The organism is uncultured Porphyromonas sp., from assembly GCF_938023125.1.
In the GTDB taxonomy this organism is placed as follows: domain Bacteria; phylum Bacteroidota; class Bacteroidia; order Bacteroidales; family Porphyromonadaceae; genus Porphyromonas.
Map to the genome: position 1 here is coordinate 1 of NZ_CALHDW010000012.1, position 25,025 is coordinate 25,025.

15 protein-coding genes are annotated in these 25,025 nt (G+C 47.2%); 6 read left to right on the plus strand and 9 right to left on the minus strand.

The features are described from left to right. The 5 genes from Q0090_RS03565 to Q0090_RS03585 all read left to right on the plus strand — a co-directional run. On the plus strand, positions 1 to 735 hold a 735-nt coding region (locus tag Q0090_RS03565; protein ID WP_297947515.1), incomplete at its 5' end, for a hypothetical protein. Between the two features lie 275 nt (positions 736 to 1,010). Beyond that, positions 1,011 to 1,856 carry a hypothetical protein gene (locus Q0090_RS03570; protein WP_297947517.1) on the plus strand — a complete coding sequence of 282 codons (846 nt, stop codon included), beginning with the start codon at positions 1,011 to 1,013 and terminating at the stop codon, positions 1,854 to 1,856. A gap of 31 nt (positions 1,857 to 1,887) precedes the next feature. After that, positions 1,888 to 2,955, plus strand: coding sequence for an AAA family ATPase (locus Q0090_RS03575; RefSeq protein ID WP_297947518.1), 1,068 nt, complete (start codon positions 1,888 to 1,890; stop codon positions 2,953 to 2,955). Next, the gene (locus tag Q0090_RS03580; protein ID WP_297947520.1) at positions 2,952 to 4,280 is read left to right on the plus strand and encodes a VWA-like domain-containing protein; all 1,329 of its coding nucleotides are present in this window, start codon (positions 2,952 to 2,954) and stop codon (positions 4,278 to 4,280) included. Before Q0090_RS03575 ends, Q0090_RS03580 begins: the two co-directional genes overlap by 4 nt. Before the next feature lie 332 nt (positions 4,281 to 4,612). After that, positions 4,613 to 6,772, plus strand: coding sequence for an elongation factor G (locus tag Q0090_RS03585; protein WP_297947521.1), 2,160 nt, complete (start codon positions 4,613 to 4,615; stop codon positions 6,770 to 6,772). Between the two features lie 269 nt (positions 6,773 to 7,041). On the opposite strand, the gene Q0090_RS03590 is transcribed toward Q0090_RS03585, so the two are convergent. Further along, positions 7,042 to 7,749, minus strand: coding sequence for a peroxiredoxin (locus Q0090_RS03590; protein WP_297947657.1), 708 nt, complete (start codon positions 7,747 to 7,749; stop codon positions 7,042 to 7,044). A 180-nt stretch (positions 7,750 to 7,929) separates the two neighbouring features. On the opposite strand from Q0090_RS03590, the gene Q0090_RS03595 reads away from it, so the two are divergent. Beyond that, a complete protein-coding gene (locus Q0090_RS03595; RefSeq protein ID WP_297947523.1) occupies positions 7,930 to 8,349 on the plus strand; it encodes a 5-fold beta-flower protein in 420 nt (139 codons plus the stop codon). Positions 8,350 to 8,476: 127 nt separating this feature from the next. Here Q0090_RS03595 and Q0090_RS03600 read toward each other — a convergent pair whose 3' ends face one another. From Q0090_RS03600 to Q0090_RS03635, 8 genes are all read right to left on the minus strand, one after another. Further along, positions 8,477 to 9,457 carry a glycosyltransferase gene (locus Q0090_RS03600; RefSeq protein WP_297947526.1) on the minus strand — a complete coding sequence of 327 codons (981 nt, stop codon included), beginning with the start codon at positions 9,455 to 9,457 and terminating at the stop codon, positions 8,477 to 8,479. Between the two features lie 14 nt (positions 9,458 to 9,471). After that, positions 9,472 to 11,790 carry a BamA/TamA family outer membrane protein gene (locus Q0090_RS03605; protein WP_297947528.1) on the minus strand — a complete coding sequence of 773 codons (2,319 nt, stop codon included), beginning with the start codon at positions 11,788 to 11,790 and terminating at the stop codon, positions 9,472 to 9,474. After that, the gene (locus Q0090_RS03610) at positions 11,774 to 16,678 is read right to left on the minus strand and encodes a translocation/assembly module TamB domain-containing protein (protein ID WP_297947530.1); all 4,905 of its coding nucleotides are present in this window, start codon (positions 16,676 to 16,678) and stop codon (positions 11,774 to 11,776) included. Before Q0090_RS03610 ends, Q0090_RS03605 begins: the two co-directional genes overlap by 17 nt. 38 nt (positions 16,679 to 16,716) lie before the next feature. Next, positions 16,717 to 18,156, minus strand: coding sequence for a DUF4836 family protein (locus Q0090_RS03615; protein ID WP_297947532.1), 1,440 nt, complete (start codon positions 18,154 to 18,156; stop codon positions 16,717 to 16,719). A gap of 23 nt (positions 18,157 to 18,179) precedes the next feature. Beyond that, a complete protein-coding gene (nfo, locus tag Q0090_RS03620) occupies positions 18,180 to 19,034 on the minus strand; it encodes a deoxyribonuclease IV (RefSeq protein WP_297947534.1) in 855 nt (284 codons plus the stop codon). 436 nt (positions 19,035 to 19,470) lie between these two features. Beyond that, positions 19,471 to 22,746 (minus strand): UvrD-helicase domain-containing protein, encoded by a 3,276-nt coding sequence (locus Q0090_RS03625; RefSeq protein WP_297947536.1) that lies wholly within the window; start codon positions 22,744 to 22,746, stop codon positions 19,471 to 19,473. A 27-nt stretch (positions 22,747 to 22,773) separates the two neighbouring features. Continuing rightward, entirely contained in the window at positions 22,774 to 23,889 is a 1,116-nt protein-coding gene (pdxA, locus tag Q0090_RS03630; protein ID WP_297947538.1) for a 4-hydroxythreonine-4-phosphate dehydrogenase PdxA, read from the minus strand. A 36-nt stretch (positions 23,890 to 23,925) separates the two neighbouring features. After that, positions 23,926 to 24,975 carry a DUF4837 family protein gene (locus Q0090_RS03635; protein ID WP_297947540.1) on the minus strand — a complete coding sequence of 350 codons (1,050 nt, stop codon included), beginning with the start codon at positions 24,973 to 24,975 and terminating at the stop codon, positions 23,926 to 23,928. Positions 24,976 to 25,025: the final 50 nt, after the last annotated feature.

A 25,025-nucleotide genomic window follows, 5' to 3' on the forward strand; every position in this document is an offset into this window, starting at 1 on the left:
GACTTCTATGCCCGTGAGGAGGGAACTAAAGTTTACCTCTATCAAAAAAGTACGGATAGGGAGTTTGTACTCTTCGATTATGCTATCAAGCCGGGAGAAAAATACATAGGTGTGGGAGGCTCCCCTGAGAATGAGGCTTTTTACGATGAGTTTACTCTAAAGTCCATTGAGACCAAACTGATCGCAGGAGAGAATAGAAGAGTCTACTATTTTAGCTATGAGCATCCTTCTCAATCCCACTCAAATACTACTCGAGAAGGCTATAATTACCCTAATATTTCCTATACAAATATCCATTACTCACCTTCGATTGCTTACATGTCTCTTGTATGGGTAGAGGGGATTGGCACCTTAGAAAATTCTCCCTTTTATACAAACAAAAGAATCATTGGATCTATGCCTCAGTATTTACTAGGGTATACAGATGCGAAAGGGGTGCAGCATGCGCTTAGCAATCATCCTGCCGATTTCACTTGGAAGGTGCTGATTTCTACGGAGCCAACCGCTTTAGACAATATGGAGAGTGCCCCGGCAAACGTATCTATAAAAGAGGGGGTGCTGAGTGTGGAGTTGAGGGGTGGCAAGTCGCATCGTCTCTCCGTTTATTCGCTTGATGGGGTGCGTCTCCTGCCCGAGACCTCTTTTACCGACTCTTTCTCCGCTCAGCTCGCTTATTTTACCACCTCGTCTCCCCTTGTCGTCGTGCTTGATGGCAAAGCCACACTGTATAGGTAGGGGCATAGAGAGATAAGTCATAGACACTTCTGAGACGAGGTGTATTTCCCATTTGTACCCTAGGCAAAGAGAGATTCTTCTCTTTGCCTAGGGTATTTTTTCTTTTCTCTAGTTGATGGGTGGCCTCCCTCTCTCTTTTCTAAAGAGATTTGCCCATATCCGCTCTTTATTGTAGCTTGCTTTGTAACTTTGTCAAGGGGAATAATTCCCTTGGTGAACAACTGGGTCTACCCTTTGTTCTCTATCTAGAGTCCTTATGGATAAACGCTATAAAAATGGATGAAGTTACAGAGTTAGATTTGTGTAGTCGGATCCAATTGTCCCTAAAAGATTGGCTCTCCACTACCTTTTTGGAGACGAGTACTCAGCAAAAACTCTTTCATTGTGGAGCCGCAGCTTATCGCACTTTAGCCTCAGATTACATCCAGCGACTCAGAGATCGTTGTCTCCTGTTGGGGCTCGCCGTGGAGGAGTTGCCCGATGGTACCCGCTTCTCTTTCCTTTGGTATCCTATCCGTAGTGGGTTGCGTATCTCTTATCATAATATCTCCCTCTACGTCCTTTTTAATAAGGTGGCACGTAACGAGTATGTCCGTATGGTAGGAGCCTCTCGCTCCAAACGCCTCGATCCCTTTTACTTAAGGCTCCAATACGACAGGGCGGCACAGAAGCCGGGCTATGGATTGAGTAGTAAAAATATTCCCTGTATAGAGCCCCTACTCACCCTTTTATTTGAGGAGCGAGAAGCCTTGATGCATCTCTCAGAGTCTCTAGATTCCCTTGTAGTAGAGTATGCTCGAGAAGAGAAGATCCGTACCCTATTCTTAGGCAGTATCGAGAGGGTGGTGGAGAGTTTGCTAGCCCAATCGGAGCATCCCTACCATTTGCAGATCTCGGCCGGGCAAGCTTTTCTTTCCTTCCGTTTGCGGCGCAAAAAGATGCTCACCCTTGTACTCTCTCCCACCTCTTATATGACACAATTGCAGCAGCTCCCGGGCTTCTTAAGCCGCTGTAATGCGCAGAAGTCACTCTCGGCGATGCAGTCTCTTGTAGCTCAAGAGTATCCCGAGGCTTCCCTCAAAACCTATGGGAATAAGCAGGTCTGGACTTCCTCTATTTGACTACATTGGCAAAAAATAATACAATATAGCTATGGCTATCACCATCAATAATAAGCAGTTACAAAGCATTTTAGAGAAAACTCCCTCCCATCATAATATCATGTTGGTGGGCGTCCACGGCATTGGTAAATCTCGTATCATTTCAGAGTTTTTCCGAGCTAAGGGAATAGAGGTAATTACCCTCTTCTTGGGGCAAATGAGCGACCCCGGAGACTTGATAGGTTTGCCACATCTAAATACAGAAACAGGGCGCACTGAGTTTATGCCTCCCTATTGGTTCCCCAAGGGTGATAAGCCTATCGTTCTCTTCTTGGATGAGCTGAATAGAGCGCGCCCGGAGATGCTCCAATCAGTGATGGATCTAGCACTCAATCGAACGCTGGCCGGCCGTCGCTTACCCGAGGGCTCTCGTGTTATCTCGGCGGTCAATGACGGAGCCGAATACCAAATTACGGAGCTTGACCCTGCACTTGTATCCCGATTCAATGTCTATTTCTTCCGTCCTACCGTTGCGGAGTGGTTGCTTTGGGCAGAGGCTCAAGAGCTAGACGAACGGGTTATTCACTTTATTGAAAACAATCAAGATGCCCTAGATGCTCCGTTCAATATAAATGCTGATTCTATCGATAAGTGTGCCGATCGCCGAGCTTGGGAGCGTGTCTCCGATATCATGAAAGGTCTGGAGGAGGTAGATGAGCTTACTCTTAAACTGATTAGCGGCATTGTAGGGGTAAAGGCCGCTGCCCGATTGGCGGAGTCGCTTAGTGAGACTTCTGTAGTGAGTGGAGCCGACCTCCTACTGCACTTCGGAGAGGTAAAAAAGAGGCTTAAGACAATGAAATTACCCCAATTGGCTCTTGTCAATGATAACCTATTCCGCTGTTTAGAGGCTCGTGGTTATCCGGAGGAAGAGATTGAGTTAGTGGGTACCAATCTGGAGAAGTACATCCTTTGGCTTGACAAAAATGACCAAAGAGAGGCTCTGATGCACCTTATCAATAACTTTTCGTCGGCTACTTATCCGAATGCAAATCTTACTATCATGACCAAGCTACCCTCCATCTATACGCTCATGACAGACTACCTGAGGCAGTTATGAAAGAGCTTTTGCGGCATATCTCTGACGAGTGGTTCCTTGCCGAGCCACTCCTTTTTGATACTCTTTGTACCCACGAATTGGTAGAAAACCTTGACCTAAAGGTGGAAATGCGTGTGGGGAAAGGGCGCATAGAATACAATACAGAGAAGCTCTCCAATCGCTCAGAAGGGTATGTAGCCAAGCGTCTGCGTATCGAAGTCGTACGGATATTACTTCGTCACCCTTACCAGCGGCAACCGCTTAATTATCGTCCATTCTGCTTAGCAATAGCCAGTGATATGACTATTGCCGAGTACTACGATGCGAATGAGACAATGGCCACACGTACCATGATGAAGTTGCCTCCTAACCGTAGTTTTGAGGAGTATTATTCGATGGTAGATGCACTTATCCCTCCGCAAAACTCCTCTTCTAAAGAAGAAAAGAAAACTCAGCGTGGGGGGCTAGAGCAGGGGGAGACTTCTCAAAAGAAACAAGGCGTGAATGGGGGTGCCGGCGAGCGTAGCCCCGAGGGCGGAAGAGCCAAAGGAAGCGTTCGAGACGGGGCCAATGGTTCAGCCAGTGGTGAGAGCGAAGGGCTTTCTTCTTCTACAACTGCCACTTCTTCTGAGGGAGAGCCTTCTCAAAAGCACGATGCAGTGCGTGAGTTGCAGATGCATGCCGAGGAGTGGGAGGAGCGTTCTGCCCTGTGGGAGGAAGATGAATTGCAAAACGAAACGATAGGAAAACTCATTGAGAAGGCTCGTAATACAAAAACGTGGGGCTCTCTATCGCGTGAGCTACAGCAACTTCTGGAGACTTCTATTTTTGCCAAGGTCAATATTCGTCGTCAGCTCGCCCAGTTTCGTACCGGCATTCTATCCAATAAAGTTGTACTTAGTCGCATGAAGCCCAGCCGTCGATATGGTTTCATGCAAATGGGCATTCGACACCCCTATACAACCCGATTGCTGGTTGGAGTGGATGTAAGTGGCTCTATTGCCAATGACGATATTCAAAATTTTCTGAGTGTGATTAACCATTTCTTTACTCAGGGCATAGAGCATATAGAGGTAGTGCAGTTTGATAGTGAATTGCGCCTTCCTGTACAAGAGATGTTCCGAGTGCGCAAGAGTATCAAGGTAATGGCACGCGGAGGTACAAACTTTGATCCTCTCATCCGGTACTTCGAAGAGCACACAGAGTACGATGGACTCATTATATTCACAGATGGGTATGCCCCCTTGCCACAAGTGCGTACTCGCCGTAAGTTGCTTTGGATTTTAAGTTCTTTAGCAGCTTATAAACGCTTTGAGGGGGCGCCAAAGCTCTATATCCGAGCCTAGTCGTTGTACTCATAGTAGCCCCTCTCTGAAGCTTCCTTTTTTCCTCAGGAAATAGTGTAACTCTCCTCTATAAAGCTAATGGGATAGGGGAGGGTTTTTCTATAATCTGGCTGTCTGTGGCATTTATATTGCACCTAGTCTATTATCCTCTATGATCTAACAAATGACAGTAAAATAGAGTATTCGGCTACAAATTGCCTTCCGCTCTTGATTTTTATATTGCTATTTGTATTTTTCTTTGTAACTTCCCACCGCCGTAGAGAAATACTCTGTTTAGCAGTCTTTTGCTCTAGGGTAAGTAGAAGTATAACATTTAAAAAGGTTCCTTTATCATGAGATCGTACAAAACAGAAGAGATTAGGAACATCTCACTTTTGGGAAGTTCCGGTGCAGGAAAAACCACTCTCGCGGAAGCTATGCTCTTCGAGAGTGGTGTGATAAAACGTCGTGGAGACATTGCCTCAGGCAATACCGTGTGCGATTATTTCCCAGTAGAGAAGGAGTATGGCTATACTGTTTTTTCTACTGTTTTTAGTGTTGAGTGGGCAGAGCGCAAACTCAATTTTATCGATTGCCCCGGGAGTGACGATTTTGCCGGTGGTGCTGTATCGGCTCTTAATATTGCAGATTGCTGTCTTATGGTAGTCAATGCCCAGTACGGGGTAGAGGTGGGACTGATCAATCAATTTCGTCATATAGAGCGACTTCATAAGCCTGCTATCTTCATTGTAAATCAGCTCGACCATGAAAAAGCTGACTTCCAAATGAGTATCGCTCAGTTGCGGGAGCGTTACGGATCTAAGGTAGTGGTAACTCAATACCCCGTTACTTGTGGTCCCTCTTTTAACCAAGTGGTGGATCTTCTTCGCATGAAGATGTACCAATGGGGAGCCGAAGGCGGGAAGCCTCAAGTGCTAGAGATCCCCGATAGCGAGCGAGCTACGGCAGAAGAGATGCGCCAGCAACTTATAGAGAGTGCTGCGGAGCACGAAGAAACCCTTATGGATCGCTTCTTTGAGCAGGGGAGTCTCTCCGAAGAAGAGATCGTAGAAGGAATGCGCAAAGGCATTGTTTTGGGAGATATGTATCCTGTCTTCTGTGTGTCGGCTGCCAAGGATATGTGTGTGCGTCGTACGATGGAATTTTTGGGAGACGTTGCACCGCATGTGACCGAGATGCCTAATCCTATAACTACCGAAGCCGAAGAGGTGGCCCCTAATCCCTCCGGTCCCATCAGTCTTTACTTCTTCAAAACCACTGTCGAACCCCATATTGGCGAAGTTTCTTACTTCAAAGTGATGTCGGGTACTGTACGAGAAGGATGCGATCTCATCAATATAACAAGAGGGAGTAAAGAGCGTTTGGGCCAACTGTTCGTAGTGGCAGGTCAGACGCGTACTAAGGTAGACGAACTTGCCGCCGGAGATATCGGTGCTACCGTAAAACTAAAGGATGTGCGCCGTGGTAATACTCTAAACGAAAAGGATTGCACTTGGCAATATCCTGCTATCGAATACCCCGCACCCAAGTTTATGCGAGCCATAAAGCCAGTAAATAGTGCTGATGCTGAGAAAATGAGCGAAGCTCTCCACCGAATGATGGAGGAAGATCCTACTTGGATTGTGGAGCAAAGCAAGGAATTGCGACAGATCATTGTATATGGTCAAGGAGAGTTCCATTTGCGTACTCTTAAGTGGAGATTGGAACACAACGATAAGATCCTTACCGAGTTTAGTGAGCCTCGTATCCCCTATCGTGAGACTATTACCAAAGCTGCTCGGGCGGACTATCGTCACAAAAAGCAGTCTGGTGGTGCCGGTCAATTTGGAGAAGTTCATCTTATTATCCAACCCTATGTAGAGGGAGAAAATATCCCTGAAGTGTACAAATTTGGAGGGCAAGAATTTAAGATTACCGTAAGAGACCGTCATGAGATTCCTCTTGCTTGGGGTGGTAAACTTGTCTTTATTAATAGCGTGGTAGGAGGTGCTATTGATACGCGCTTTATGCCTGCTATCCTCAAGGGGATTATGGAAAGAATGGAGCGTGGACCGCTCACCGGTTCTTATGCTCGCGATGTAGTCGTTATTGTCTATGATGGTAAGATGCACCCCGTAGATAGCAATGAAGTTTCATTTATGCTCGCAGGGCGCAATGCCTTTAGTATGGCATTCCGTGAAGCTGCTCCCAAGATTTTGGAGCCTATCTACGACGTTGAGGTCTCTGTACCCGCAGATTATATCGGGGATGTAATGAGTGATTTACAAGGCAGACGAGCCGTTATTATGGGGATGAATAGTAAGAAGGGTTATGAGCAACTCTTGGCTAAGGTACCCCTAAAAGAATTGATGAATTATAGTACGGCTCTCAGCTCTCTTACGGGAGGACGTGCTTCCTTCACGATGAAGTTTGCAAGTTACGAACTCGTTCCTATGGAACTACAAGAAAAACTATTGAAGACGTACGCCGAGGAGCAAGAGGGAGAAGATTAATCCTATCTGAGGCTTAAAAAGAGAAGGGCTGCACTTTTCGATTTCGATGGTGCAGCCCTTATTATTTAGTATAAGTAAGTTGAGAGCAGAGTGGGTCGACAAGTAACTTGTCTTGTGTAATTACCCACAAAAGAAGGGAGCACTCAAGCTTTGGTTCTAGATTCGATGGGAAGATTCCTCAGATCCTTCTGATTACTTCACTTTGACCTATACCCTAGGCAGGAGACTCCCTATGCTAATATCCTATAGCAAAGGTAGGTAAAAGAATCTTATTTACCTAGCTTTTTTTCTACTTCTTCTTTGCTGATTTGCTTTGTGCAGAAGAACCAGTCGTAGCAGTGTAGGTTAGCCTCTTTGCCCGAAGCGCGTTCGCTAGCTACGCGGCAAGTGGTAGCCGGGGGTACGATTACTTCGTCGCCGGGACGCCAGTCGGCAGGCAGTGCTACCCCAAAGTTATCAACGGTCTGTAGCCCAATAAGTACACGCTTGATTTCATCGAAATTGCGGCCGAGAGAGAGAGGGTAGTACATGATGGTGCGGATTTTGTCTTCGGGGTCAACGAAGAATACGGCACGCACCGCTGCTGTGCTGCTCTCACCGGGCTGGATCATACCATACTTGTGAGCAACTTCCATAGATACATCTACTACGAGGGGGAACTTGATCTCTACATTCTTGTATCCGTGCCAGTCAATCTTTTCTTCTATGGTACGAAGCCAAGCAATGTGGCTTTGCAATCCATCTACAGATAGACCAACAAGCTGACAATTGAGCGCCTCAAAATCGGCAGCAAGATGCCCAAAGGTCATAAACTCAGAGGTACATACGGGAGTAAAATCGGCCGGGTGGCTAAAAAGTATCTTCCACTGTCCCTTATAGTCGGAGGGGAAGTTAATGACACCTTGAGTGGTATCGGCTGTAAAAGCAGGTGCAGCTTCGCCAAGGCGAGGCATTGCAATTGGTTGGTTTTGTTCCATCATACGTCTGTTGTTTTAGTTGATTGTCTTATTATTTCTTTCTGTTGCAAAGGTAGAAGCATAGGGCCGGGAGATCAAATGTTTTTCTCTATCTTTGTATATACAAAGTCTATCTACTATGCAAGGTTATATAGGAGAAGGCTTTGCGTTTGGATTATTAACCCTCTAATCAATGAAAAAATGAAGAGACAATTCTTTGTAATTCTCACAGTTCTCTGTACCCTGCTTGCCGGTGTGCACCTGAGTCATGCTCAAAACATTTACAATGCCAATGGGGCGCAAGTTTCCTCTGTAGATTCGAATGGGACCCTCCGAGATCGGAGTAATCGTTCCGTAGGTAAGATTGAGAGCGATGGTACCATCCGTGATGGACAGGGACGTTCTGTTGGCAAAATAGGAAGTGATGGTACCATCCGTGATGGCCAAGGACGTACCATGGGTAAAGTAGAAAGTGATGGTACTGTACGCGACGATCGTAATAGCCAAATAGGGAAAATCGAAAGTGATGGTACCGTACGAGATAGACAGAATCGCTCTATCGGGAGAGCTTCCGGTGTGAAAAAGGAATGGGCCGCTGTGGTCATATTCTTTAGATTCTAGGCAGGTCGTACGTAAAGAATTTCGCCCACTCCCATTCTTTTGTATTGGGGGTGGGCGGTTTTATTAAGGCTTAAGTTTACTGAGACGAGGCTCTCTTTTTAGGAGCAAGTGCTTAGAGATGCAAGGTTTAGTCTCGCTCTTTTGTAAATCTATTGTACAAGAGATAGGTGTGCCACGAGAGGGTGGGAGGGAGCACCCGTAGAGCCCAACTTAGATGGCGAAATCTCTTATCTGGATGCTGAGAAAGAAGTCGGACTAATGCTTTATTTTTCTTGACCTTACGAAGGAATGCAATGGGTTCTCTCGTACATTTCATCTCTCTATAAAGGACTATTGTACTCAGTAGAAGTCTGGCAATAACCCGATTGAGCCCTTCTGATGGATGATCTTTGGAAAAAGCCAAGAGGCGTTGCACGATGATGGTTAAGTCTCGGGGGCGTTTGAGATTAACCGAGTGCATGATAGAGTTGGGGCGTTGTCTATAGTGGTAGGCCACCCCTTGAAAGAACGCAACTTCCCTTGCAAAATAGAGAGCTCTAGGGCTAAACTCTTCATCCTCGTGGTAGATACGTGGGTAGAATGTTAGCTGGTTCGATAGGAGAAAATTACGCTTATAGAGGTAGTGATGTACGGGGATAATCTGTTGCTCGGTATCAAGCAGTTCCAACCCACTCATAGGCTCTGTAAACTTGGGATGCAACTCCAGAGTACGTATATAGCCTTCCCCGAAAAGTCGCGATGATAGAGAGACGACATCAGGATTGTTAGCCTCTTCTAAAAACGTCTTTAGCTGCTTTAGTATGCCCGGGGTGATGAAGTCGTCAGAGTCTATAAACCAAACATAACGACCTGTAGCAACCCTAAATCCTGCGTTTCGAGCTTCACTAAGTCCCCGATTCTCTTGGTGTATGATGCGGGCATTTGAGTGTCTTGCGATAATGGGTTGTGCAAGACTTATACTCTCGTCTTTAGAACCATCGTCTATTACGATTACCTCATACTCCTCCGGAGAGATGAGGCTCTGTGTAAAGCAACTCTCGAGGCACTCTTGTATATAGAGAGCTACGTTGTATACGGGGATTATGAGGGAAAATAGGGGAGCGGGCATGATAGAAGTTGCTTTTAGAATGGGTACCCGATGGCCAAGTGGAAGTCTATGCTTTTCCAAAAGTCGGGTATATTGTAATAGCCAGAGTACCCTGTATCGTAAGGAATGTGTAGGCCAACGCCCACATCGCCACGGATGACAAAGTACCCCAAATCATAGCGAATACCAAACCCAGTGCCAAGAGCGACCTGATTGAAGAAATCCTTGAAGGAGGTTAGTTCTTGTAGGGAGGCTCCGGGGCGATTGGCATCCTTATTGAGTAGCCATATATTCCCAGCATCAAAAAATATCGCCCCTTGTAGCGCTTTGACAAGTCGGAAGCGCCACTCCATGTTCATCTCGAGTTTGAAGTCCCCCGATTGGTCGATAAATGAATATTTATCGCTCTTCGGTTGATAGCTACCGGGGCCAATACTCCGCACGGTAAATGCTCGAATACTATTGGCACCCCCAACGTAGAATTGTTCGCTATAAGGGGCAACCGTACTATTGCCATAACTAAAGATGGCTCCTGTGGAGAAGCGTGTGGCAATGGTTTGATTCGGATTTATCGTGTAGGTATAATGGAGATCGCCCATGAGTTTTATAAACTGAGCATAGGGTACTCCAAGGAGTTTCTTAGTTTCATTGTACTTCTTTTTCCCTAAAGATTGGATGGCATTGGTAAGATTGCCAGCCTCAGAAATAAATAGTTCCATCCAAACATGATGCGAACCTTTGTCTTCTATAATATCATCGTAGGTGTAGGTATAGCCTATTTGGGGGATAAATTGGCTTTTGAGACTGAGCCCTAGGGTCGAGTTTTCTTCTAAAATACGATTAAACTCATCAGATTGATGGCTTAAGAAATTGTATTGAAGACGAAATGCTGTGAGGCGGTGCTTATGTTGCTCTTTGGGGTTGAAAAGGTAATTGGCAGATGCCCCCAAAGAGGCCATTCTGAAGTAGCCTGCTCTATTGACTAGTGAGGCAGATAGAGTAATGTCACTATTGGTTGGGAAGGCGAATAGTACGTTGCTTAATCCTGGTAAAAGGATGGCGGGTGCCGATAAACTTACGTCGGATCCAAATTCGTAACTATGCAAGAGGGAACCACTCTTGCTCGCATTTTCATACGAACCGTAGAGTGACGCCGATAATTGTTCTCCCCCGCCAAAGACATTACGCTTGGCTACTGAGGCTCGCAACCCCGGGCCTTTGAATCCATTGCTTTTGAACCGTAGTGCTCCCTCAAGCGTGGCATCCCATGCTTTATCCGGAGTAGAGGTGATGTGAAGATCGAGGACGTGCTGATTGCTGTCTGCAATAGAAAAAGCGAGATCTGTGGCAGAGAATGCTCCCAAACGAGCTAGAGCTTGTCGTGTATTCTGCTCATTAAGTTGAGAATATACACTTCCCGGGCGTAAGAATACACGTCTACCCAGTACAGACAAGCGAGTAGTGCGTGTATTGTTATACCTTAGTTTGACGTCACCAATAAGGGTAGAGTCGGTTGCAGGAGCCGATGGAGATAGTCCAATATCGAAAGTTACCTTGCCAATACTCCAAGGAGCTAAACTCTGCGGCTCAAGCCCCTCTTTGAACCCGATGCGCATATCGATAGATTGGGGGGCAATGGCGGTATCAACACGATATATTAGGGCTTCCGGGGTATAGAAGTAGTATCCATTGTTGCGCAGATGTGTACTGACAATTTGTCTATCCTCTAGTATGTTGTTTAGGTTGAATTGATCTCCTTTGTGTAGAGTGGAGATGGCGGCATGGTCGAGGTGAGACTTCGCAACGAAAGCACTGTCGCTCAGGTATTGCACGCTTTCTAGGTGATAAGGCAACCCCATGTCCATTGTGTAGTATACCCGAGCCTGTAGAGAGTCTTTGGGGGATGGGGCAATACTATCGCTCACAATAGCATCGAAATAGCCATGTTCGCGCAGTACATTCTGTGCTAATTTGGAACGTATTTGAGGGCTTACATTGTTGAGAAGAATGGGTTCGGAGGCAAACATCTTATAGATCTTTCTCCCCAAAAAGGTGCTATCGTCTCGATAACTATTGTATACCCAAAGCCCAAAATGGAAAGGGAAGCGGTAGCGAGCTGATCCCAGAAAAGAGTCATTAGGCGGTACGTTTACCTCCTTCTTTGCGGCTTCTATGGCTTCCTTTCCTTGTTTGCTATGATCTTGATTGAGGATTTGGGTTTTCCCCACACCAATGTAGAGTTGCTCGCCCTCTGGGAGGAGGGCTGTAACGGAGCATGCACTCAGTAGGAGTAGAATTAGGAACGCTAAACTACCCTCGGCTAGTAGAGGTCTGTAGTTACTTCTCTTCGTCATGGCTAACCGGTTTTTCTGATTCCTTGGGGGCAGGTGCTATAAGAGTATTCTGCTCTTGAGATTTACTGTTAGAGGGGGTAGAGGGCATTTGTTTGCGGAAAATATCTACCAAACGACTAAACTTCTTACGTATGATAAAACCGAGACCGGTCTCGGTTACCAGCCCTTCGATCAGGTTGTCACTATTGCGTTTGTGGAAGCCTTTGAGGTACATAGAGCCCGCTTTGTCTAGGCGATACTCCAGATTGAAGTTGTCAATAAAGGTTTGCTCGTGGTTGGTCGGGATCTTTCCGGTACTTACCTTACCCCCGATAGTTACACTGAGACGATCATCAAAAAGACGCTTGCTAAAACTATAGGTATAGTCTGTATAAGCCGATCCGAATTCGGCAGCATCATGTAGTTCCATACCTACATTGAAATCGGTCCCTTCTAGGATCTTGTTCGTAAGGCTATTGAGTTCGCTCACCGCTAACCCGCTGAGCAATTGCTGAGGCGAGGTCTTACTCGGCTCCGAGGCTAGGAATGTACCGCTAACCATAAGGCCTACAGCTTGTTTTCCTCGCTCCTCTGCGCTCATAGAAGAGAGCTGCCCTTGTATGCTAAGATCCTCGGGTGCAGATACGTCAAAGGCCAGATTTAGATTCTCTAAGTGCTCTTTGGCCACGATCTGTACATCGAAGTTTACATTACGAGGTTTGCCTCCTTCTACTACATTGGCACGCACTCGTTGGGTGGCCTTGAAGTCGATATGAGGATTCATTACATTGCCACTCCAGGAGATATTGCTACTGGGATCAATAGAAAAGATCTTGCGCCCCACAACGGGGAAAGCATAGCGAACATCCCCTCCTCCCGAGAGATTATACTGACCCATTAGGCTCATTTCTCCATAGGGAGGATAGGTGAAACGGAAGGTTCCACCCCCTTGTACGTACACGTGATCTTGGTGATCTTCTGATAAGTCTACACCTACTCGCACCGCCGGATCTATGTTCAGATCCAGTACCACATCCATACCGCCAAGAGAGACTCTATTGTGTACCTCATCATTCGCTCTATCGAGAGTGTCCGTAAAGTCCGTAAATTCGACAACTCCGGCGAGCTTATCAGTTGCCTTAGCTTCGGCTTGGCTATAAACGTAGATTATGTTAGTACCACCAAGCACATGCAAGCGTCCTCTAACCTTAGGATGGGTTATATGGCCATTTACGTTTATGTTTCCACTGGTTAGCAACTTACCATAGATCATTTGCCCTCTTCTTGCTTTGCTATCAATAAGCTCTACTTCCTCTCCCGTGATCTGGAGGTTGGTGGTGAGAGCATCTTTGCCAAGTAGAGCGAGATAACCATTGATGGTAAAGGATTGTTTTTTCCCTTGAGCTCGCAGACGGAAGTCTTCGAAGAGGAGCTTACTATCGCGGAATTTGATAGGAGGCGTATCAATGGCAAACTTGTTTCCGACTAAAGGAAGGAAGAACGAGGCTTCGTGAGGCGTCATTACTCCATCGAAAAGCATGTTGCTAGTAGTACCTCTAATGGAGAGGCTACCGTCTACAGTGCCATCAAGAGCGGCGTTTTTAGCTCCGATAAAGGGGTTGGCAAGAGATAGAGGGAATCCCGAAACATTCGCCGTCATATCGATGGGAGATGTTTCGTTACGAGGGCTGTAAGTACCTTCAGCCGAGAAGGCTAGCTTCCCGTTATAGTTGATCTGGGTTGTAACGTAATGCGAGCTATTATCTCGAGGTTCGTAGAAGAGAGCCATACCAATATGTCCGATATTGGTCTTGTCGTAGCTCAAATTGTTGATGGAAACATCGCCCGTAGCGCTCGGAATCCCGGTGCGGGGGTTGCGTTCAATGGTTATATCTGCGAATGTATTCCCTTCAAGGCTCTCCATCCCAAAGAAGTGATTGATGTCCCTTAGCTCTAGTTGGCTCAGGTTTAGATAGAGAGAACTAAAGGGAGACCCCTCGTTTTCTTGGGAGGTAATAGAGAGCTCTGCATTATTGTCGCTGCGTAGCTGCAGAGAAGAGTGCACGTTAGAATTCCCAAAGTTGTAGAAGAGCGCATTTTGAGTATTGGCGTGCAGTCGATAGCCGGCTAGTACAATGGGTTTGTTTTTGAAGCTAATCCCGACCCCATTGGCATTCTTAAATAGAATCGCACTCAGGGCATAGTCTCCCTCTCCTTGACCCGTATAGCTTGCGTCAAAGTCTAGGGTTCTTAGGTCGCTTATAGCATGGAGGTAAATAGAGAAGGGAGGTTGTGTACGATATTTTTTCTTGTTGACACGAAGGTCAAAGCGTAGATATTTCTCCGTACCTTCACGAGGATTGGCAACGTGGTCGTAGCGAATGGGTTGAGCATCGCTCCACGTAAATCCATTGAGAGATTGATATACACTCTCCGATAGGGTGGTACGACCGTGCCCCTCTTCGGCGGTGATACTCGCATACACGTTGTCTATACGGAGCGTATCTTGCCTCAGGTCTTGTATGGTTGCTTCTAAGTCCAAACCCTCTTTAGGGGTATTGGTGAGCATTATATTCGCACTCGAAAAAGAGGTCTTAGTCTCTCGTAAGATATTGCTTATAGGGTTTTGTTGCCCCATTACGAGCTCTATCCCGATAGGCGGCAAGAGGTCAATCATCTTGGAGAGCGCCTCTGGTTGCAAGGAGTCGGATAGAAGTTGGGGGATATAGTTCGTTATTTGTTGACTCGTGCTACCTAGGGTAGACATGCCCGCCCCTATGTAGGCATCGAGATATAGGTCTCCGGCAGCAAAAGCGGCCGTTGTTGTATCTGGGGAGACTAGGGCACGGAAAGAGACCGAATCGTAGCCATACCGGCCATCTTCTAGATGGACAAAGAGATCGTGCGCCGTCAATTGGATAGAGTGCCGGTCGCTTAGGTTGGTAGAAAATTTCCCATTTAATCCAACACCAAACGACAAGGGTGTAGCCGAAAGGCCAATCGTATGTAGTGCAACGGTGTCTACTTGGATATGGATATTACCCGCTAAGGAGCCCTGCTGGATAGCGCCCGCCATGTCAAAAGATACCAAGGCCCCCTGATTAAGACTCTTGGTATAGGCTTGAAACTCACCCCTATTCATAGAGGCAACAAAGTCTACACTGTCGAAATTGTATTGCTTATACGAGAGACGATGTAGGTTGAGTTGCAGATCGGCAACAGTGCGTGTGGACAAGAAATTAAATCCATTGCCCTTGGCATGTAGGTTGAGATCTACAATGCCGATAGAGTCGTGGGGTAAGAAAGCGGATACATTAAACTGTTTGACCTCGGTATCCGCTCTGTAGCTCATAGTCCTTGGCGAGAAGTCCCCTTTGAGGAGTACAGATCCATCACGGGCTGTGGTGAGCCTAGCATCCAGACCATAACTACTAGGGGTGAGACGCATTTTGCCACGAAGGCGGGAGCCGGACGGAATGGCAATACGCTGCGCCGTAGAGGCGTCGAGGAAGGAGAGTAGACGATGGGCTTTGGAGTTTGTCTTGAGGTCGAATTCGATGTTCCCCTTCAGTTGCTTGGGTGAAAGTATGTGTTGTAAATTACCTTCTAGCTCTACGGATAGCATCTGAGGAAGCGATGCATAGGCACGTGAGAGGGTGAGATCTTCTGTGGTACCTTCTGCTTTTAGCTCTAGTGCTATGGGAGTATCTAATAGACTCGCCTGCTTGCCTAGTAGCTTGTGTGTATCTATCGTTGTAAAGTAGAAAACATCTTTGGGGTGGAGTTGTGCCCGGAGGTCCGCACGTAGTATTGCGGTAGTGTCTTTCGCTATAAATATGGATAGAGGGATCCGTAAAGACCCATCTGCCCTACTATAGGGTGTGATAAGTTGCATCTCCTCGAGCTCAATAAGTCCATCTTGCATAAAGAAGGACCCCGATACATCGTTGATACGTGCTCCCGAGTGCTCCCTAATCGACAGATGCGATACCTCTGCCATAAGGAGTGTCTTTTGTTGTACAAGATTGGTCCCATCCACCTCCATATCGTACCCAAAGAGATGGGTATAATCTACATAGGGGGTACTAGGTGGGCGTGCATCTCTTGCATAGCTCCCCGACTTGGCTCGGAGTGATACTCGGTTGGTCTCTAGGCGTAGAGCTTCTATATCATAAGAGAATCCCTCCATGGTCCCTTTGTCGATATCGGCTCGTACATAGAGGCTATCAAGAGGCATCGTGATATCTATTTTCGTCTTTTGTAGGTCAATGCGATCAATCGCGATCTTCCACTTTACAGGGGTAGGATTGGGGTTTTTGACCGTATCTACACTGTATAGAGAGAATCCACCATCCTTTAGCAACAGTGCCCCTGCGTCCACAGTCTGTTGGCTTAGATTGACAGCAATGGCCGCTACTTCGAGGTGTTGTGCTCCCCCGCCCATAATCATGGTGCGTGCCGAGTCCGGGATGTAAAAAGAGACTCCTTCGGCTCGAAGCTTAGGCGTTTCTATCTGTCCATTGAAGAGGGGGAATAGAGGAATATCTGTATCTAATCTGGATAGGGCTACCAAGGTATCTCCCTCTGGGCTAATAGCTCTTATGTCTCGAAGGGAGAGGGTAAGGGGAAAACGGAGTCCTAGGTCGCCAATGGTAAGATCAATACCTGTCTTCTTCTTTACTTGTTGCTCAGCAAATCTCGCAATTCCACGTTGTACCGGAGGGAGATATAGCAGAGAAATAAGAAGAAAAATGAGGGCAAATGGAGCTAGAAGTAGGGCTACAACGATACGCTTCCACCTGCCCCTTTTGGGTTTGAGGAGCTGTGGAGTTTTATTGGAAACAGCTTGATCATCAGCTCTTTCGGTTGTTTCGGCTGTGGGTGTTGCCTCTTTTATCTCCTGTTCCATCACAAATTACCGAAGCAAAAGTACTACAAAAAGAGACTTTATTCGTGCTTGAGAGCCTCTTCTAGCATCAAACTTTCTGCTCCGTCTACGGGGATGGGGCGTAATGCTTTTAGTATTCCATTGAGGATATTTCCCTCTTTCTCTCCATCGTTGTGTAGGACTAGCTTACCGGTACCGAGGCTCTCGGCACGAAGGGCTACGTACCCCTCGAAGCGGTAGTTATGCCTCTCTGCAATGGACTGGCTGATGGAACCATTTAAGGGTATATCGAGTAGAATATTACCTACCCCAGACTGTATAGCGCGAGTGATTGGGCGGCTCTCAAACGAAGGAGTGAACTTATTCACCGGGCGCGAAGCTGCAAATAGAATCCGTTTGCGAGCTCCAACATAGAACTCGCCATAGCGGTTGTTCGTTACGATATAGTCATCTCCCAGCCTTTTGCACGTCTTCGGGTCTGCCCCCAATACTTGTAGTAGAGCCACCATAGATGGGGTTTCCTCACCTTTTTTTACCTGAGCCACAAGAGACCAATTCTCCGTATTGTAGGCGCCATTGGGTGCAAAGGTAGCAGAGAAGGCAACTGTGCCGTCTAAGGATCCCAAGATGGTTTCCCATTCCTTGGTATTGGCTTTGTTGTCTATTTTGCCAAAAAGTTTGACTAGCCCCTTGCCTTCTACCCCTTGTAGGATAACGAGGTCGCAATCATCGGCTAGGTAATTGAGGATATCCTTATCCACCTTTTGAGAGATATTGTACTCATCGTTTATAATCTCGCCTTCGTTGTTTACGAGTTTGTAGTCAAGCTTCAGTTCTTTTTCTTTGAAGCTACCATTGACTATTAAATGCGTATTACGCACTTTCTCTTGTAGATCTGGAGCTAGCGCTGCAAGCCAAGATACACTCTCTATCTGCTCTTGTGTGTGGTAGAGATTGAGGTATAGACCAAAGTCTTGTTGCAAGAGGTCTTTTATTCCTGCAATATCTGCAGCGGATTCCCCTTTACCGGCTACGAGATCTTGGCTGCGCTCAAAGATAGAGGTAAAGAAACCTTGTTGACTTATCCAGAGCTGCTTGTCACTAAAGGCAACGTTCCACCCCTTGAGATAGGCGTAGTTCAGTCCGTTTTCGGAGCTGATAGAGTCTGCATAGTCTCTAAGGTTGGTAAGGAGAGCCTCGGCATTCTTTACATGTAGGGTAATGTATAGGTCGTCGCCAGCCCCATATGCCAATATCTCTTTCCAGGCTACGTACTTGCCCAATTTCTCTAGGCATTCCTTATCTCCTGGCTCAAGATGGTAGCCCAGAGCCTCATCGCTAGCCAACTTAGATAACTTCTCTAGATGGAGGTAGGCAAGGTAGTCTACATCCTGAGGGATTGTGGAGAGAAGTGTTTGCGGTTTGTAGGAGTGGCATGCCGAAGTGATGAGAAGAAGAAATGCCGATATAAGGGGGAAAAGATAGCGAGTCGGACGCATAGTACGTTATTCTAGATGTTTGTTTATTTGATAAAAGAGTAGAGTAGAGCAATCTCTTGAGCCCATAGAGACTCGTCGGGAGTCTCCAAAATAATGGGGATATTGTCTAGGTGGGGATCATTCATGACCTGATGGAATAGCTCCATTCCCATGGTGCCCTTACCCACACTATCGTGCCTATCTACCCGGGTGCCAAGCTCTTTTTTCGAGTCGTTTAGGTGCATCCCCGATAGGTATGAATAGCCAATAACCCGATCGAATTCACTCCACATGGCTTGATAGCTCTCTGCGGTGCGGATCTCATATCCTGCGGCAAGGGTATGTGCCGTATCAATACAAACACCGATGCGGCTTTTATCTTCTATGCGATCGATAATATAGGCCAGGTGCTCAAAACGGGACCCTAGGTTCGTTCCTTGCCCTGCGGTATTCTCTAGTACAGCCTTTACACCTTGGGTTACTCGTAGGGCCTGATTAACCCCATCGGCAATAAGCTGGAGACACTCCTCTTCGTCGATGGCTTTGAGGTGGCTCCCTGGGTGGAAATTGAGAAGTTTGAGCCCCAACTGCTCACAACGGGCCATCTCGTCGATAAAGGCATCAATGCTCTTCTGGCGCATCTCTTTATCGGGATTCCCCATGTTGATAAGGTAGCTATCGTGGGGGAGAATATGCTCAGGCTTGAAGCCAAACTCAGCCATTAGCTCTTGGAATAAGTCGATACTCTTCTGTGGGAGAGGGGCGGACTTCCATTGGCGTTGATTGCGTGTAAATAGGGCGAAGGCTTTAGCCCCTATGGCATGGGCGTTGCGTACCGCATTTTCCACGCCTCCCGTAGCACTAACATGTGCTCCGATATACTTATTATTTGTCTTCATAAGAAGGGTTCTCTACTACTTGATCGTATAAGTTTTCTATTTCCAATTCCGGCGAAATAGATAGGGGAAGAGAAAAATAGACTTTCCTCATGCAAATATACCCTTTATTCTTCTATTTGGCCTAAGTTTTGTGTGAAAGTGTAGAGTCCGGATCAAGGTTCGATGCTTGCTCTTTTGTCGCTTTTATTGGCGATTGTGCCGTATTGGGCCTCTCCGATAGAGGCTCTCTTCTTTTTCTTGCGAGAACGAGAAGATGGTAAGAGGCTCCGACAATAGCTTTTGGGTTGATAATTGATAGGCTTTAGAATGCTCACTGATTCCCCTTTCTGTTGCTGCCCTAAATTTCTTTGATTCTAGGGCAAAAGAAAAATATTTTCTGGGCAGAAGTATGCTCAACTTTTGCCCAAGAATTTTCTAGAAAGTAGCTAGTATTATTTTACTTGTTGGGAGCGGGTAAAACCTCCTCTATCTGTGAGGATTCGGAGGCGAAGTACCAAAGATACCCCCGAACAGAGGCGTACCCCATCTTGCTGAGAAGCTGCATATACCGCTGTACCTGACGATGATAGCGAGGCAGTGGCTTGCCAAATTTGTAGTCAATGACGATGGCTTCGTTTTCGGGAGTAACCACAATTCGATCGGGGCGGTAGGTATGAGATTGGAGCGATAGGAGTATGGTTTGCTCATTGAAAACCTCTACCTCCGGAGAGAACCAGAGGGCAACTTCGGGTCGAGCAAGCTCTTTTTGGAGGTATTCTACAATGGATTCTTTTTCCTCCCTTAGCAAGGCTCCTTCGTTGAGGGCTTGTTCTATGGCGTTGTCTATATCGTGGGGGGTAGCGATTAGGCTAAGGATATAGTGCATTGCCGAGCCAAAGCGCACCGAGAGGTTCTCTTTGTAGGCTTGGCTTCCGGATCGCTTGATTGCTATCTGTTGGGTGCTTTCTGTGTGAGGAGTTATGCCGGGAAATGGATACGAGGGCTTCGTCTGTGCTTGATTATCTCCGGAGTTCGTCTTCGGATTGGCCGGAATGGGAGTAATAAACTTCTCTACTTCGCTCCGCTGAAGAAGAGAGCCAAGGAGTTTTGAGAGGTCGTATGTAACTTTCTTCTCATCTAGCTCTGAGGTATCGGGGAGCCATAGTACAATCCCCTGTTTGGCTCGAGTCATAGCTACATAGAAGAGGTTAAGCCTATCTATAATAGCATCCGTCTTCTCTTTGTAGTAGTCGCCAATGTAGAGGGTCTTGGCAAGTTTTGAACTCATCTCTAGGGGGACAATGGGGAGCTGGTAGCCTACCTCCTCGGTCAGTAGAGGACTAGGGGCGCTCCAGATATAGGAGTTTTTGTGCTTGCCCGTACCCAAATCCCATTCGAGGAAAGGGAGTAGTACCAAGGGGAATCCCAAGCCTTTGGACTTGTGGATAGTCATAATGCGGATGGCATCGCCCCCGTCGTCGAAGGGCAACGTTGTCTTGACTCCCTTTACTTCCCACCAATCTAAAAAGCCTTGTAGGTCTGCCACCTCATCGCAGTGGTAGAGATATAATTGATCCAATAGGGCTGTAATATAGGGCTGATCTGCAGGCGTTATAAGAGGTTGCAACCGATGTATGGTACTTTCTACGAGATCATAGAGAGAGAGGTAGGGTAGTTGCTCTAGACAAGCCGAGTGCAGTTGTTCAAAGGGGAGTAGGGAGCTCTCGCTCTCCTTGGATGCATTGTTTATTAGTTGCTCGTAGTGAACTAGGGCCGTGCGGTAGAGTGCCTTGTTTCTCGTTCGCCCCTCCGAGAGGTCTTTTAGCAGAGAAATAAGGAACCTAACTATGGCAGAATTGCTAATATTGAGAGCTTCTCCTGAAACAAACTTGAGTAAGGGAGCCTTCTCTGGATGCTCTTGAGCATAAGTGATGAGGCAGCTGGCAAGGGCTGCAACCTCCTTATTGGTATTGGCAAGGATGGCTATCTCTTCCGGTCTATAGTGACGATCCTCTATCAGGGATAGGATCACAGAGGGAACATTATACTGTGGCAGGTTGAGAGCGTTGGATGCCTCCTCTTTTTTCTCGCCCTTCTTCTTTGTGGGATAGTAGTAGACCTCTATACCGCCTTTTTTATCTTTGTTGGGAGGGGCTACGTGCTGTTGGGCCTCGGTGTAACTATTCGAGATTTCTCGGATACTCTCCTCATTCGGTATCAAGTGGGCAAAGGGCGTATCCTTCAGTTGCTCAGTAGCTTCGGATAGCTCCTCCCTTAGATTTGTTTCAACGAAAGAGGGGAGTAGCTCGAATATGGCGTTATTAAAGAAGACCACCTCCGGTGTACTTCGCCAGTTGTATTGCAGGGGATGGTGCGAATAATAGTCCGGAAACTCCTTTTGAAGTGTGGAGCCTAGGATGTGGCGGTCGCAATGGCGAAATTTGTAGATACTCTGCTTTACATCGCCAACTATCAGGTTGTCGTTGCCCGAGGATAGCGTGTTCTCAAGTAGCGGGCGGATATTCTCGTATTGAATGCGTGCCGTATCTTGGAACTCGTCTAGCATGAGATGGTGTAGTACACTCCCTAGCCGCTCGTAGATGAAGGGGGCATCTGCATTATCTATAATGCGCTGGATGAATTGTTGTGTGCTGGCTAGTAAGAGGGTATTGCTCTCCCTGCCCTGTTGCATCATCATGGCATTGATATCACCGAGTGTGCCTAGCACGTTGAGGGTTTTTCGGGTGGAGAGAGCCGTCCGATAGTATATCCCGCGTTCCTCTTCTAGAGAAATGGTATCCGATAATATATCTCTCAATCCTTGCTCCCATAGTTCTATAAGAAGATCCTTATGGGCACTTTTCTTTGGGAATAAGGCAAGAGGATCTTCGGCAGCCTGCTTACATCTCTGGGGCGGTTGGTCGCCTAGATGACGATCCTTTAGCACCTTTTCGTAGTAAAAAAAAGGGCTTCTTGCGGCTCCGTGTAAGTCCAGCGTTTGTAGCCCGGCCTCGTGTAGTTTCCTCAAAAAGGCCTCTGCCAACTTGTAACGCTCCGTTTCGAAGTTTTCGGTGTAGGCATCAATGGCTTTTCTATAGAGTGCAATCTCTTTTTTCTGGGGGAATCTTCCATCACGCACGGCAGCTAAAGGGGCCTCTGCAAATAGTTGCTTCCCCAGATTACCTAGGGCTTGATCAATTTGGATACTTCTGCCGGCATTGATTTCTTCTTGAGCCAATTGATAGACCCACTCTCGGGTATCGCTCATTTGCTCTTCTGCCAGACTATGGAGTAGTAGCACAATGGCTTTGTGTAGCCAAAGATCTTGATCCATCTCCACTTTGTAGTTCCCTGCAAAGTTGAGTTCGAAGGCAAAGGAGCGCACAACCTCTTGAAAAAAGGAGTCTATCGTGCTTACGCGGAAGGAGGAGTAATCCCCCAATATACTGCGCAAGGTGCGCTGTGCTTTTTCTATTACTTGCTCTAGAGATAGGTTTAGCCGCTCCCCTAAGGCAATAGCCAGAGGGCTTGGCTCTCGCTCGGTCGTTAGCTGATAGAGCACCTCCACAATACGGCTTTTCATTTCGTTGGTAGCCTTATTGGTAAAGGTCATTGCCAGTATGTGTCGGAAGTCTTTTTCCGGATCCTTTAGGGCAAGGGTGAGGTACTCTAGAGCCAAAGTGTAGGTTTTACCTGCACCGGCTGATGCCGTATAGACATTCAGTTGAGCCATAATGGGGAGGGGGAGATGTGGGAGAGACTATTCCTCAGAGTGGGGAGTTGGGGCTAGTATTTCGTTGTCGTTGCCACGCTCGTTGTATCCTTTTCTTAGCGGATTGCGGCGGGCATAGCTGTAGCGATTGCGGCGGCGAATGGTATCGATAGCCAGATAGATGGCAGCTGTGAGAGAGGCGGAACTGGCAAGATTTTTTCCGGCAATATCATATCCGGTCCCATGGTCGGGAGAGGTGCGTATGATGGGGAGGCCTGCGGTAAAATTGACGCCTTCGTTCATAAAGAGAGACTTAAAGGGAGCCAATCCTTGGTCGTGATAGAGAGCTAAGATGGCATCGTATTTATAGAGCTCTGCGGAGCCCCAAAAACCATCTGCCGCAAAGGGGCCGAAGGCAAGTAGCTTGTGTTGTTCTCGAGCCTTCTGCAGAGTTGGGGTAATGATCTCTATCTCCTCTCTTCCTATTAGCCCTTGGTCTCCCGAGTGGGGGTTGAGGGAGAGTACGGCAATGCGGGGCTTCTCTATATCGAAGTCGCGTTGCATACTGCTCTCTATGGCTTGTAGCTTCTCTAGTAGTAGGGATTCGCTTAAAAGCCCTGCCACCTCGCTAATGGCAACGTGTGTAGTAGCAAGCGCTACCCGTATATCGCCACTCGTGAGTATCATAAGGGGAGATTCGTTCTCTCTTAATCCGCACTTTGCCCCCAGGTAGTCCGTATGTCCCTTAAAGGGGAATAGGTCTTGAGGCATTGTCGCTTTGTTGATGGGAGCTGTAACGAGGGCGTCTATCCGATTGTTTAGAGCATCTTCCATCGCTCTCTCAAGGGCGTCGAATGCGCACTTTCCGGCGAGTGGGGTGGGCATGCCTACCTCTACTTGTACGTTTTGCGTTGTGCAAGAGATGAGATTGATCTCGCCCTCTTTTGCCTCTCCCGGGGTTGAAATGATACGCCAAGGAACAGCCTCTACGGCTAGGTGGTTGCGCCAAAAGGCTTCTGCATCTGCCGAACCATAGATAATGGGGGTGAAGAGTTCGGTGATATTAGCTTCGGTAAAGGCTTTGAAAAGTACTTCGTAACCAATTCCGTTTATATCTCCATGTGTGATCCCTATTACGGGTTTGCGATTGTAGTTTGGTTCCATATGTAAAGAGGACGGAGGGGGTTATTTTTGCGACTATCAGTGGACGTCTGACCACCAAATCTGCTTGATGGGTGCGGGGTCGAAGGTCTCTTCGGAAAGAGGACGCAGGGAGAATAGGGCAGCCTCTAGGCGGCGCACAAGGTCGCGTTTGTTTTCGTTGGGATAGTAGACAAAGCCCTCTATGTAGTATACTTTCCCCTCATCGGGGCGGGCAATGGCATGCATGATAAAAGGGCCGGCCATGGCACTTGTACCCGAGGTTTCCCAGAGCCCACGAAGTACCCCTCGGTAGGAGCCGTCCGGCATTTGTAGGTATTGATGGGTAAGCCCTTCGGGTATGGTTGTCATCTTGCTGTCGGGGGTTGCTCCGGGGATATTGCTACCAAGTACACTATCACGGCGTGCGAGCATTACCTCTAGGGATAGATCCTCTTTGCCTCTATAGGGGAGACTGTAGACAACCATATCGCTACGTTTGTTGTCGGAGTTATTCGACATCCAAAGAAAGTCCTTACCCTTTTTGTAGGAGAGCATGTCTTGGGGCATATTGACGTGGCAGCCCAAGACCTCCTGACAATATTCATCGGCTTTGCTGCTAAATTCACTGCTCCAGACTTCGGCATAGCGGAAGAGTTCGTGGCGGAGCAATAGGTGACGGATCTTATCTCCGTCGTTGGCAACGAGTGCTTTTAGAGAGTCGGCATTGGGTGTTTGCACAACGATGAGGAGTTGCCCCTGTGCCCATTCGTTGTAAGAATACTTGACAGAATTGTGTGTATAGGTATCCTCGTTTGCTTTTACGATAAGGATATTTCGAGTGTTACGAAGGAAGTCTCCAAAGTCGGCTTCAGCTACCGTTTGTACCCGCATCCAGGGCTCTACTTGGGGGAGTCCGGGGACCTCTGCTTGGAGCATCTCCTTTACGCTTTCGCCTTCTGAGCCTTTGAGCCAATCACCATCCATTACAAGAAGCATTTCGCCAGGGCTTCCTGCCGCAGCTATAAAGGTGTTGGTCTTTTTATTACAGCTTGTTGCAAGTACTATAAAGCTTGCAAGGAGTACTAGGGTATGGATTACTTTTGTCATGTTAATGCACTATGGATTTTGTTCAAAAAGCACCTCAAAGTTACGATATA